The sequence below is a fragment of the Anaeromyxobacter sp. Fw109-5 genome (assembly GCF_000017505.1).
Classification (GTDB): domain Bacteria; phylum Myxococcota; class Myxococcia; order Myxococcales; family Anaeromyxobacteraceae; genus Anaeromyxobacter.
Genome location: NC_009675.1, coordinates 611,815 through 624,252, shown reverse-complemented (window position 1 = coordinate 624,252; position 12,438 = coordinate 611,815). Strand labels below are relative to the sequence as shown.

The following is a 12,438-nucleotide window of genomic DNA, read 5'->3' as shown; positions in this document are numbered from 1 at the left end:
GGGTCGGCATCCCCCACCCGGGGAGGACGCCCGCTCGACCGCGCTCAGCCGCGCCCGACGAGCGCCAGCCCCGCGCCGCCCGGGAACGCCAGCGGAACGACCACGACGTGGCCGCCGCCGGGCGCGCGCTCGGCGCGGCCGGCGTCGCCGGGCAGCGGCGACGCGCGGTTCTTGACCACCCACTGCGCGACGTAGAAGCCCATCGCCGCGCCCCACACCGAGTCCGACAGGAAGTGGCGGTGGTCGATGACGTGGAACGCGACGAGGCCGCCCGTCACGCCGTACCCCAGCGCCTGGAACCACGCCGGCGGGCGGAAGTACGCGAGGCCGGCGGTGGTGAGGCTGAAGAGCGTCGCCGCGTGCCCCGAGGGCGTTCCGGCGGGGTAGACGCGGATCGCGTTCGCCGGCCCCTTGATGTCCGCGGTCCCGTCGCCGTCGCTCGGGCCGTCCCGGCCGAGGGCGAGCTTGAGCGTGAGGTGATAGACCTGCGACACGGCGAGCGCCTCGCCCATGAGCGAGCAGCCCTGCGCGACGTGGTCGTTCCCGGTGGACGCGGCCCACCACCAGGAGCCGAGGCTGCCCACCGCGAGCCCTCCCCAGAGGAGCGGCTGCATCCAGTCGTTCCAGACGGTCGGGAGGCGCGGGTCGAGCTCCTCCCGCATCCACCGATCGAGCCGCGCGTCGGGCGGATCGTCGAGCGGGACCATCAGCGCGCCGACCGCCCCCGACCAGAGCGCGAGCTGCGCCCAGTCTCCCGCGCTCCACCGCGGCGCGTTGGCGGGGATGGCGACCACGTCGCGCACCACCCGCTGGAGCACCGGCATCTCGGACCAGCGGAACTGCGGCCCGAGGAGGGGACCCTCCGCCGCTCCGGCCGGCGCGGCGGCGAGGGCGAGGAGGAGGGCGAGGAGGCGCATCGCGAGGCGACGACTGCGCGGTCCGATCACTGGCAGGACGGGGTCCCGGAGCACGTCAGGCCGGCGTCGCTGAAGCAGGCGTCGAAGGTGACGGCCGGGCACGGCCGCGCGGTGAACTGTCCGCGCAGGAACCCGCCCTGGCCGTCGGCGAACGAGACGTCGATCTGCCCGCGGAGCTCCGTCGCGCTCACCGCGTCGAGGCGGATCGTGCCGGAGGCGCTCGGCGGTGCGGCCACCGGCGCGCACTGCGCGTCCGTCTGCTGGGCCGCGAGCAGCGCGGTCCGGATCGAACCGCCCCCGCTCGTCGCGAGCGCGGGGACGGCCTCGTCGAGCGAGCCGTACACCGCGTACGAGCCGCCATCCAGCGCGGGGGCCGCGGCGGGGGCCGGCACCTCCGCGTGCGCGAGCAGCCCCGCCACGAACGTGAAGCTCCGCCGCCCCGCGCACGGATCGGCCAGGGCGCATCCGCCGCCCGCCTCCGGGGAGAACGCGATGAGGGCGTCCCCGATCCCGTAGGTGATCGGGAAGCCGGGGAACTCGCAGCTCGCCGACTGCCGCGGCCCCGCGAACACCACCTCCGCGGGGTCGAACGTCTCTCCGTGAAGCTTCCCGGTCAGCGCCGGACCGCCGCCGCCGTCGTCGTCGTCGCCGCACCCGGCGAGCACGGCGAGCGCGATCGTGAGGGAGAGGAGCTTCCGCATGGTGACCTCGCGTGAGGGAGACTCACCGGCGAGCGCACCACCGCACGCGCCCTGCGTCAACCGGCCGATTCGAGGCCTCCCGCTCGGGGCTGCGCCACCAGGAGAGCGCCACGGCCCGGCGGCGGCGCTATGCCAGGGACGGAGGCCGGCCATGCGCTTCCCTCGCGCGCTCGCGGTGCTCGGGGCCGTGATCGTGTTCGCCGGGTGCCCCGACACCACCCGCACGCCGTTCGATCCGGCCGACGGGTTCCAGCCCATCGAGCCCTGCACGGCGGCGTTCCCGCCCGCCACCGCGGGGGATCCGCACCCCGAGGAGATCCAGATCGTGTCCGACTGGCGGGAGGGCAGGCTCGCCTACGCGCACGGAGCAGGGTACCTCCACGCGACGTTGCCCGAGGTCCTCGAGGCGCTGCGGGACCCGCGCGTGAGCCGCATCCACCAGACCGACAGCTGGGACGTCACCCCGAACGTCGAGCCCGAGTACCCCATCTCGTTCTCGATCCGCTACGCGGCCGGCCCCGCCATCTACAAGGGCCGCTGGACCATCCTGTACCGCGGCGGGGCGCTCCTCGGCACGGTGGAGGCGCCGCAGCAGCTCGGGTTCCGCTACCAGAAGGTGGAGGGGATCGAGGACATCCGCGTGCAGTCCGGCTCGCTGGTCGCCTACGACGCCGGCGACGGCGTCACGGCGCTGGAGCTGGTCTGCCACCTCGACACGTCGAGCCGCGCGGACCAGGGTCCCGAGGACGTGCACGGGACGGTGAACGACTGGTTCGTGGGGCTCCGCGCGAAGGTGCACGGCGCGCCGGTGCCGTGAGCGTCACGGCTCCCGCCGCCGGTACAGGTGCTCGCGCGCGTCGAGCTCCTCGTAGCGATCGCGGAGGTCCGGCGGCAGGGCCTCGCTGCGGCCGAGCCCGAGGAAGCCGCCGCCGCGCAGGCTCGCGAGCAGCAGCCGGTGGACGCGCCCCTGCAACGGCGGCTCGAAGTAGATGAGCACGTTGCGGCACAGCACGAGGTGGAAGTCGTTGAAGACGTCGCCGGTGACGAGGTCGTGCCGCGAGAAGACGATCCTCCTGCGCAGCCGCTCCTTCAGGATGACCGAGTCGTAGCGCGCCACGTAGTGATCGGACAGCGACCGCTGGCCGCCCGCGCGCAGGTAGTTGGCGGTGTACTCCTGGACGAGGTCGGCCGGGTACACGCCGGCGCGCGCGGTCTCGAGCGCGGCGGGCGCCAGGTCCGTGGCGTAGATGCGCGAGCGCTCCAGCAGGCCCTCCTCGTCCAGGAGGATGGCGGCCGAGTAGGCCTCCTCGCCGCTCGCGCAGCCCGCGTGCCAGACGCGGATCAGCGGCGCGCGCCGGAGCGCCGGGAGCACCTTCTGCCGGAGCGCCAGGTAGAAGGTGGGATCCCGGAACATCGAGGTGACGTGGACGCAGAGCGTCGACAGCATCCGCTCCATCGCCGCCGGGTCTCGCAGCACGAGCGCCTGCAGCTCCGAGAAGGAGCCCGCGCGCTCGGCGCGGAGCACCTCCCGCAGGCGCCGCGCGACCGAGGAGCGCGCGTACCCCCGGAAGTCGTGCCCGTACCGCCGGTGGATCGCCTCGAGGAGGGCCTCGAGCTCGCCCCGCTCGGCGGCGTCCTCGTCGGCGCCGGTCCTCACCTCAGACGCGCGCCTCCCCGCGCGGCTCCGGCCGGCGGTACAGCCACACCCGCAGCAGCGACAGGATCTGCTCGGCCTTCACCGGCTTCGTCACGTAGTCGGAGGCGCCGGACTCGACGCACTTCTCGCGGTCCCCCTTCATCGCCTTGGCGGTGAGCGCGATGATCGGCAGGCGCTCGAACTCGGGCAGGTGGCGGATGGCGCGCATCGTCTCGTACCCGTCCAGCTCCGGCATCATCACGTCCATGAGGACGAGGTCCACCCCCGGGTTGGCCTTCAGCACCTCGAGCCCGCGCCGCCCGTTCTCCGCGTAGACGACGCTCGCCCCGTGCTGCTCGAGGAGCGCCGTGATGGCGAACACGTTCCGCACGTCGTCGTCCACGATGAGGATCTTCTTCGACACGAGCGAGGTGTCCGCCGTGGCGGCCCGCACGAGCGCGCGCTTGCGCTCCGGGAGCTCGGCGTCCACGCGGTGGAGGAACAGCGCCACCTCGTCGGCGGCGTGCTCGCCGGCCGCCCGCGCGGGCGGCGGGGCGGAGGCGCCGTCGCCGGCCGCGGCCATCTCCTCCGCCGCCGGCGCCGGCGCCGCGAGCACGTGCAGGGGGATCTCGCGCGTGTCGTGGTCCTCCTTGAGCCGCTCGAGCACGGACCACTCGGGCCCCGCCGCCGCGCCGACCTCGATCACGATGCCGTCCGGCCGCCGCTCGCGCGCGGTGCGCACCGCGTCGGAGGCGTCCGCCTGCCAGACCGCGAAGCCGCGGTCGCGCGCCACGGCCTCCACGGTCGCGGCGAGCCGCGCGTCGGGCACGACCACCAGGATCCCCTTCGCGGCGAGCGGCTCCACGCTCGCGGCCAACCCCGGGGAGGCGGGCGGCTGCAGGCCGGAGGTCGCCTCCGCCCCGGCCGGCACGGCGGGCGGCAGGCCGTCGCGGCTCGCCGCGCGCGGGACCGCCACCGCCACGTTGGGCGGCGCGGCCGGCACGGCGAGGCGCGCCTCCGGCAGGTACAGCGTGAAGGTGCTCCCCTTGCCGGGCGAGGACTCGACGGCGAGCTCGCCGCCGAGGAGCTTCGCGAGCTCGCGGCTGATGGAGAGCCCGAGCCCGGTGCCGCCGTACTTGCGGCTCGTCGTGCCGTCCGCCTGCTGGAACGCCTCGAAGATGATGCGCTGCTTCTCGGGCGCGATGCCGATGCCCGTGTCGCGCACGGAGAGCGCGAGCACCGAGCCCGCCGCGTTCAGCCCCTCGGCGTCCCGGCTCCAGCCGCCGCGCGCCGGGGCGATCCGCACCACCACCTCGCCGTGCTCGGTGAACTTGAAGGCGTTCGACAGGAGGTTCCGCACGATCTGCTGGAGGCGCCGCTCGTCGGTCCAGATCGCGCCCGGCGTGCGGCGATCCACCTCCACCGCGAAGCGCAGGCCCTTCTGGCTGGCCAGCTGCCGGAACGCCCGCTCGATGTAGTCCTGCAGGCCGGCGAGCAGGCACTCCGACACGTCCACCTGCATCGCGCCCGACTCGATCTTGGACAGGTCGAGGATGTCGTTGATGAGGGCGAGGAGGTCCGCGCCGGCGGAGTGGATGGTCTGGGCGAAGTCCACCTGCTTCGGCGAGAGGTTCCCGTCGGCGTTGTCGGAGAGGAGCTTCGAGAGCACCAGCATCGAGTTCAGCGGCGTGCGCAGCTCGTGCGACATGTTGGCGAGGAACTCGGACTTGTACTTCGAGGCGACGGCGAGCTGCTGGGCGCGCTCCTCCAGCGCCGCCTTCGCCTGCTCGATCTCGCGGTTCTTGCGCTCCACCTCGACGTTCTGCACCTCCAGCAGCCGCGAGCGCTCCTCGAGCTCCTCGTTCGTGCGCTGCAGCTCCTCCTGCTGGTTGCGGAGGCGGTCCTCCGAGGCCTGCAGCGAGTTCGCCTGCTGCTCCAGCCGGCGGTTCGAGTCGGTGAGCTCCGCCTGCTGGGCGCGCAGCTCCTCCGCGAGCGACTGCGACTGCTTCAGGAGCTCCTCGGTGCGCATGCTCGCCGCGATCGTGTTGAGCACGATGCCGATCGACTCGGTGAGCTGGTCCAGGAACGCGAGGTGGATCTCGCCGAAGCGGTGGAACGAGGCGAGCTCGATGACCGCCTTCACCTCGCCCTCGAACAGGATGGGCAGCACGACGACGCTGCGCGGCTTGCCCTCCCCCAGGCCGGAGGAGATGGGCGTGTAGTCCTCGGGCAGGTCGGTGACGAGGATGCGATCCTTCTCCAGCACGCACTGCCCGACGAGCCCCTCCCCCGGCTTGAACCGGTTGGACAGGCCCTTCCGCTCGCGGAACGCGAACGACGAGAGGAGCTGCAGCACCCGCTCGCCGCCCTGCTCCTCGAGGAGGTAGAACACGCCCATCTGCGCCTCCACCAGCGGCGCGAGCTCCTTCAGGATGAGCTTGCCGACCGCCTCGAGGTCGCGCTGCCCCTGCAGCATGCGGGTGAAGCGGGCGAGGTTCGTCTTCAGCCAGTCCTGCTCGGTGTTCTTCTGCGTGGTCGCGCGCAGGTTGGAGATCATCTGGTTGATGTTGTCCTTCAGGGCGGCGACCTCGCCCTGCGCCCCCACCGCGATGGACCGGGTGAGGTCCCCCTTCGTCACCGCGGTGGCGACCTCCGCGATGGCGCGCACCTGCGTCGTGAGGTTCGCGGCGAGCGAGTTCACGTTGTCGGTGAGGTCGCGCCAGACGCCCGCGGCCCCGGGCACCCGCGCCTGGCCGCCCAGCTTGCCCTCCGTGCCCACCTCGCGCGCGACGTTCGTCACCTGATCCGCGAAGGTCGCCAGGGTGTCGATCATCCCGTTGATGGTGTCGGCCAGGGCGGCGATCTCGCCCTTCGCCTCGAGGGCGAGCTTGCGGCCCAGGTCGCCGGCGGCGACGGCGGTGACCACGGTGGCGATGCCCCGCACCTGCGCGGTGAGGTTCGACGCCATCCAGTTCACGTTGTCGGTGAGGTCCTTCCAGGTGCCCGACACGCCCTTCACGTCGGCCTGCCCGCCGAGCTTCCCCTCCGTGCCCACCTCGCGCGCCACGCGCGTCACCTCGCTCGCGAACGAGGAGAGCTGGTCCACCATCACGTTGATGGTGTTCTTCAGCTCGAGCATCTCGCCGCGGACGTCCACCGTGATCTTCTTCGTGAGATCGCCGGTGGCGACGGCGGTGGTCACGGCGGCGATGTTGCGCACCTGGGACGTCAGGTTCGACGCCATCGAGTTCACGTTGTCGGTGAGGTCCTTCCAGGTGCCCGACACGCCCTTCACGTCGGCCTGCCCGCCGAGCTTCCCCTCCGTGCCCACCTCGCGCGCCACGCGCGTCACCTCGCTCGCGAACGAGGAGAGCTGGTCCACCATCACGTTGATGGTGTTCTTCAGCTCGAGGATCTCCCCGCGCACGTCGACGGCGATCTTGCGGGACAGGTCGCCGTTCGCGACCGCGGTGGTCACCTCGGCGATGGCGCGCACCTGGGTGGTGAGGTTCGACGCCATCGAGTTCACGTTGTCGGTGAGGTCCTTCCACGTGCCGGCGACGCCCTTCACGACCGCCTGGCCGCCGAGCTTCCCCTCCGTGCCCACCTCGCGCGCCACCCGCGTCACCTCCGTCGAGAAGGTGCGCAGGTTGTCCACCATGCCGTTGATGGTGTTCTTCAGCTCGAGGATCTCCCCGCGGACGTCCACCGCGATCTTCTGGGACAGGTCGCCGTTCGCGACGGCCGTCGCGACCTTGGCGATGTCCCGCACCTGCGCGGTGAGGCCCGACGCCATCGAGTTGACGCTGTCGGTGAGGTCCTTCCAGGTGCCGGCCACGCCCCGCACGTCGGCCTGGCCCCCGAGCTTCCCCTCCGTGCCCACCTCGCGCGCGACCCGCGTCACCTCGCTCGCGAACGAGGAGAGCTGGTCCACCATCTTGTTGATGACGTCCTTGATCTGGAGGATCTCGCCCTGCACGGCGACGGTGATCTTCTGGCCGAGGTCGCCGTTCGCGATGGCGGTCGCCACCTTCGACACGTCCCGCAGCTGGACGGTGAGGTTCGACGCCATCGAGTTCACGTTGTCGGTGAGGTCCTTCCAGGTGCCGGCGACCCCCTTCACCACCGCCTGGCCGCCGAGCTTCCCCTCCGTGCCCACCTCGCGCGCGACCCGCGTCACCTCGCTCGCGAAGGAGGAGAGCTGATCCACCATCGTGTTGATGGTGTTCTTGAGCTCGAGGATCTCCCCCTTCACGTCCACCGTGATCTTCTTCGACAGGTCGCCCGTGGCGACCGCGGTCGTCACCTCGGCGATGGCGCGCACCTGCGCGGTGAGGTTCGACGCCATCGAGTTCACGTTGTCGGTGAGGTCCTTCCAGGTGCCCGACACGCCCTTCACCACCGCCTGCCCGCCGAGCTTCCCCTCCGTGCCCACCTCGCGCGCGACCCGCGTCACCTCGCTCGCGAACGAGGAGAGCTGATCGACCATCACGTTGATGGTGTTCTTCAGCTCGAGGATCTCCCCCTTCACGTCCACCGTGATCTTCTTCGACAGGTCGCCGTTCGCGACGGCCGTCGTGACCTCCGCGATGCTGCGCACCTGGGCGGTGAGGTTCGACGCCATCGAGTTCACGTTGTCGGTGAGGTCCTTCCAGGTGCCCGACACGCCCTTCACCACCGCCTGCCCGCCGAGCTTCCCCTCCGTGCCCACCTCGCGCGCGACCCGCGTCACCTCGCTCGCGAACGAGGAGAGCTGATCGACCATCACGTTGATGGTGTTCTTCAGCTCGAGGATCTCGCCGCGCACGTCGACGGTGATCTTGCGGGAGAGGTCGCCGTTCGCGACCGCGGTCGTCACCTCGGCGATGGCGCGCACCTGCGCGGTGAGGTTCGACGCCATCGAGTTCACGTTGTCGGTGAGGTCCTTCCAGGTGCCCGACACGCCCTTCACCACCGCCTGCCCGCCGAGCTTCCCCTCCGTGCCCACCTCGCGCGCGACCCGCGTCACCTCGCTCGCGAACGAGGAGAGCTGGGCCACCATGGTGTTCACGATGCCGGCGGTGCGGAGGAACTCTCCCTGGAGCGGCCGCCCGTCGATCTCGAGCGCCATCGCCTGACCGAGATCGCCGCGCGCGACCGCGCCGATGACGCGCGTCACCTCGACGCTGGGCTGGACGAGGTCGGCGATGAGGCCGTTCACCGAGTCCACGCACTCGGCCCACGAGCCCTTCGCCCCCGCCAGGCGGCCGCGGTGCGAGGTCTTCCCCTCCTTGCCGACCACGCGGTTCAGCCGCGCGAGCTCGGCGGCGAGCCCGGCGTTGAGCTCGACGATCTCGTTGAGGGCGTCGCAGACCTTGCCCGCGACGCCGGTGCGGTCGACCGGCATGCGCGCGGCGAAGTCGCCCTTGCGGACGGCGTCCAGGACGGCGAGGAGCTGGCCGGCGTCGAGCGCCGTGGTCGGCTTGGCGGGCATGGGGTTCCTCGGGGCGATCAGTCCAGCGAGTCGATGACTGCGGAGAGCTCGTCGATGTCCACGGGCTTCACGAGGTGGGCGAGGAAGCCGGCCGCGGCGCCGCGGCGCCGGTCCTCGGCCCGCCCGTAGCCGGTGAGCGCCACGAGGCGGACCTCCGGCGCCACCTCGCGCAGCCGCTGGGCGACCTCGAAGCCGTCCAGCTCGGGCAGCCCGATGTCCACGAGCGCGACCTCGGGGGCGAGGTCGCGGGCGAGCTCGAGCGCCGCGCGCCCGCCCTCCGCCTCGCGCACCGCGTGGCCGCGCCGGCGCAGCAGCTCCGCGAGCGTCTCGCGGATGTCGGGGTTGTCCTCGATCACCAGGATGTCGCGCGGGCGCCGCCCGCGCGCCGGGCGGGCGGGCTCCGGCGCCGCCGGCACGGCGGTGTCCTCGGCGAGCGCGGGGAGCCGCACGGTGAAGGTGGAGCCCTGCCCGGGCCCGGCGCTCGTCACGCCGACGGCGCCGCCGTGCATGTCCACCAGGGTCTTCACGAGGGAGAGCCCGATGCCGAGGCCGCCGCGCGAGCGATCGACGCCCTGCTCCGCCTGCACGAACAGCTCGAAGATGGTGTCCTGGAGCTCGGGTGCGATCCCGATGCCGTCGTCCCGCACCGCGAGCACCGCCTCGCGCCCCTCGCGCCGGAGCTCGACGCGCAGGTGGCCGCCGGGATCGGTGTACTTGACCGCGTTGGTGAGGAGGTTCTCGACGACCTGCGTGAGGCGGACGGCGTCGCCCTCGACGAGCAGGGGCGCGTCCGGCAGCTCCAGCGCGAGCGCGTGCCCGCGCGAGGCGACGAGCTCGTCCACGCTCTGCACCGCCTCGCGCACCACCCGCGCCAGCTCCACGGTCTCCTTGCGCAGGCACACCTTGCCGCTGCGGACGCGCGACACCTCGAGGAGGTCGTCCACGAGGCGCGCCATGTGCCTCACCTGCCGCTCCGCCGCCGCGAGCGCCCGCTCGCGGACGTGCGCGTCCGCGCCGTAGTCCTGGAGGAGGCGCACGGCGTTGGTCACCGGCGCGAGCGGGTTGCGCAGCTCGTGCGCGAGCATGGCGAGGAACTGGTCCTTGCGACGGTCCGCCTCGCGCAGCTCCGCGTTGCGTCCCTGGAGCTCGGCGATGAGCCGGTCGCGCTCCAGCGCCATCGCCATCGCGTAGCCGACGAGCTCGAGCGTGGCGGGGTCGTCGGGGTCGCAAGCGTCGCGCTCGGCCGAGCCGAAGGCGAACGCCGCGAGGACCCGGTCCCCCGTGTGCAGCGGCCGCGCGGCGCAGCAGACCACGCCGAGCGCCTCGCCGATGGGGGGCACGGGCTCGCCGCGCGCCGCGACGCGCGCCGCCGTCCCGCCGAGGATCGCCTCGACGCTGTCGAGGGCCCTCGCGCGCGCCACCTGCGCGCCGTCCGCGCCTCCGGTGGCGGCGAGCGACAGCCGCCCGTCCGGGTCGGCGAGGTGCAGCGACCAGCGCTCCAGGCCGAGGTGCGCCGCCACGCGATCGCAGATGGCCGGGAGCCGCTCCCGCACGACCTGGGCGGTGAGCAGGTCGCTGCGGACGCTCGAGAGGAGCTTGAGCCGCTCGTTCGCCCGGTGCAGGGTGTCGACGAGCCGCCGATCCCGCTCCATCTCGCGCCGGAGCGCCTCCTCCTCCCAGCGCCGCCGCGCCTCCGCCACGTTCCGGGCGAGCTCGCGCTCCTGCGCGGCGCGCAGGAGCTCCGCGTTGTGGCGCAGCGCCTCGTTCTTGCGGTGCGCCTCGATGAAGAAGGCGACCTTCGCGCGCAGCGCCTGCTCGGGGACGGGCGTCGTGAGGAAGTCCACCGCGCCGAGGGCGTAGCCGCGCTCGAGCAGCCGGGGGTCGGAGCTCGCGGTCAGGATGATGATGGGGGTGTGGCGCGTGCGCTCGCGCGCGCGGACGAGCTTCGCCATCTCGAGCCCGGACATGCCAGGGAGCCCGACGTCGAGGAGGATGAGCGCGACCTCGCGCGTGAGGAGGATGCGGAGGGCCTCCTCCGCGGAGCGGGCCTCCACGATCCGGGCGCCCGAGCCGGAGAGGAGCGCCCGCGTCGCCTCGAGGTTCCGCGGGTCGTCGTCCACCGCCAGGACGTCGACCGGCTGGGCCTCGCCGATGGACACCGCGCGCTCCCCCTCGGGCCGCGACGGCGCCGGCCGCTCGTCGCGCGGCGCCGCGGCGTTCCGCTCGCCCCCTCTCGCCTCGGGACCGGCTCGTTCCCCTTCCGGTCGGGGCGCAGGCGAGGGGTGGGAGCTTTCCATCGCGTTCGGGATATCCGGGTGGGGGCGCGCGCGCGCACGCTCGCGAGGGGGGCCGCGCACGGGGGTCAAATAGATCGGGAACTTGCCGTAGAGAAGTGCCCCGACCGGGGACAGGGTGGTCCCGGGGCGCCTCGGCGCGGCAGATCGTTTGAGGTCCCACCATCGATCCACAAGAGAAAACCCGGGACCGCCTCGGCCCCGGGTCTCCCCTCCGCGCCGGAGCCTGCCGGCGCGCCTGTGAGCCGCCGGCTAGTAGTTGATCGTGGCCGTGACCGTGTCGGCGTAGGCGCCGGGCGCGGGGTACTGGTCCGCCGGGACCTGCGCGAAGATGATGAGCGCCTCGTCGGCGCCGGCAGCGGCCACCGAAGGCGCCGCGGCGGTGGACGGCCACACCGCGGTGTGACCGGCGTCGCTGTAGAGCTCGTAGTCGAGCACCTCCGCCGCCTGCGTCATCTGCCGCGAGCCCGTGGAGCCGCCGTCGAGGGCGACGGAGTAGAGCGTGCCCTTCGTGCACTTGAGCGTGAGGGTCCCCTCCGCCGAGAGGATCGTCGCCGGGTCGTAGTTCCCGAACGCGATCGTCGTCGCGGAGATCTTGCACTTCTTCACGACGGTGGCGGTCACCTGGAACTGGGCGGTGGCGGTCTCGGCGTGCGCGGCCCCCGCGGCGAGCGCGGCGCCGAGCGCGAGGGTGAGACGGAGGAAGCGGTTCATTTCGGGTCCTTGGTCTGAAGGTTCGCGGGCGGATCCTGCACGCACGCTGGGCGATCGCCAGCATATCGCCGTCCGGCCGACGCGGAAGCCCACGCGGAGGTGACGCGCAAACGTGCGCGAGGTGCAGCGCCTGTGGGTGAACGAGGGCGGACGCGCACGCGATAGCGGCGCGTCAGAACTGGATCGTCACGACGATCGTGTCGGAGTACGGGCCGGCGGGGACGTCCTGGCCCGCGAGCACGCGGGCGTACACGGGCACGTATCTCCCGCGCTCCGTCTCGAAGGGCCAGGTGGCGGTGCCGGCGGTCCCGTCGCCCCACACCTGCGTCCGCGTGGCGTCCGTGTAGAGGTCGTACCGCAGCGCCGCTCCGCCCGGCCCGCGCAGCTCGCGCGCGAACGTGCCGGACTGCCCGGTTCCCAGCGAGATCGTCACCAGCTGGCGCACGGCGCACGTCAGGCCGATCGTCCCCGTGGAGTCGAGGTGGGTGGGCGAGAGCGGATCGTAGGCGCCGAACGCGACGCTCCCCGCGGACACGCTGCAGGAAGGCCCTGGGCTCGGCGGCTGCGCCGCGTCGACCGCGCGCGGTGCGAGCGCCGCGCCCGCCGCCGCGGCGGCGAGGGTCGCGCAGAGCATCGCGGTGAGCTGCTGTGGGAGCGGCCGTTTCATTGCTGGTGCGCGATCGCGCGTATTAGACTCCGCCGC

8 protein-coding genes are annotated in these 12,438 nt (G+C 72.9%); 1 reads left to right on the top strand and 7 read right to left on the bottom strand.

Annotation, left to right across the window (positions count from 1 at the left end):
• Positions 1-44 precede the first annotated feature (44 nt).
• Both ANAE109_RS02780 and ANAE109_RS02775 read right to left on the bottom strand, forming a co-directional pair.
• Positions 45-917: a phosphatase PAP2 family protein gene (locus ANAE109_RS02780; protein WP_011984864.1), complete on the bottom strand. Its 873-nt coding sequence runs from the start codon at positions 915-917 to the stop codon at positions 45-47.
• 26 nt (positions 918-943) lie between these two features.
• The gene (locus ANAE109_RS02775) at positions 944-1,618 is read right to left on the bottom strand and encodes a hypothetical protein (RefSeq protein ID WP_011984863.1); all 675 of its coding nucleotides are present in this window, start codon (positions 1,616-1,618) and stop codon (positions 944-946) included.
• A gap of 151 nt (positions 1,619-1,769) precedes the next feature.
• Here ANAE109_RS02775 and ANAE109_RS02770 point away from each other — a divergent pair, with 151 nt between their 5' ends.
• A complete protein-coding gene (locus tag ANAE109_RS02770) occupies positions 1,770-2,435 on the top strand; it encodes a hypothetical protein (RefSeq protein WP_011984862.1) in 666 nt (221 codons plus the stop codon).
• 3 nt (positions 2,436-2,438) lie between these two features.
• Here the strand turns inward: ANAE109_RS02770 and ANAE109_RS02765 are convergent, their stop codons facing one another.
• From ANAE109_RS02765 to ANAE109_RS02745, 5 genes are all read right to left on the bottom strand, one after another.
• Complete coding sequence (locus tag ANAE109_RS02765; RefSeq protein ID WP_011984861.1) at positions 2,439-3,275, bottom strand: protein-glutamate O-methyltransferase CheR; 837 nt, start codon at positions 3,273-3,275, stop codon at positions 2,439-2,441.
• Position 3,276: 1 nt separating this feature from the next.
• A complete protein-coding gene (locus tag ANAE109_RS02760) occupies positions 3,277-8,727 on the bottom strand; it encodes a HAMP domain-containing protein (protein ID WP_011984860.1) in 5,451 nt (1,816 codons plus the stop codon).
• Between the two features lie 17 nt (positions 8,728-8,744).
• On the bottom strand, positions 8,745-10,886 hold the full coding sequence (locus ANAE109_RS02755) for a response regulator (protein ID WP_049768508.1): 2,142 nt from the start codon (positions 10,884-10,886) through the stop codon (positions 8,745-8,747).
• A 387-nt stretch (positions 10,887-11,273) separates the two neighbouring features.
• Positions 11,274-11,735, bottom strand: coding sequence for a spore coat U domain-containing protein (locus ANAE109_RS02750; RefSeq protein ID WP_011984858.1), 462 nt, complete (start codon positions 11,733-11,735; stop codon positions 11,274-11,276).
• A 172-nt stretch (positions 11,736-11,907) separates the two neighbouring features.
• Positions 11,908-12,402: a spore coat U domain-containing protein gene (locus ANAE109_RS02745; protein ID WP_041448083.1), complete on the bottom strand. Its 495-nt coding sequence runs from the start codon at positions 12,400-12,402 to the stop codon at positions 11,908-11,910.
• Between the last annotated feature and the right edge of the window lie 36 nt (positions 12,403-12,438).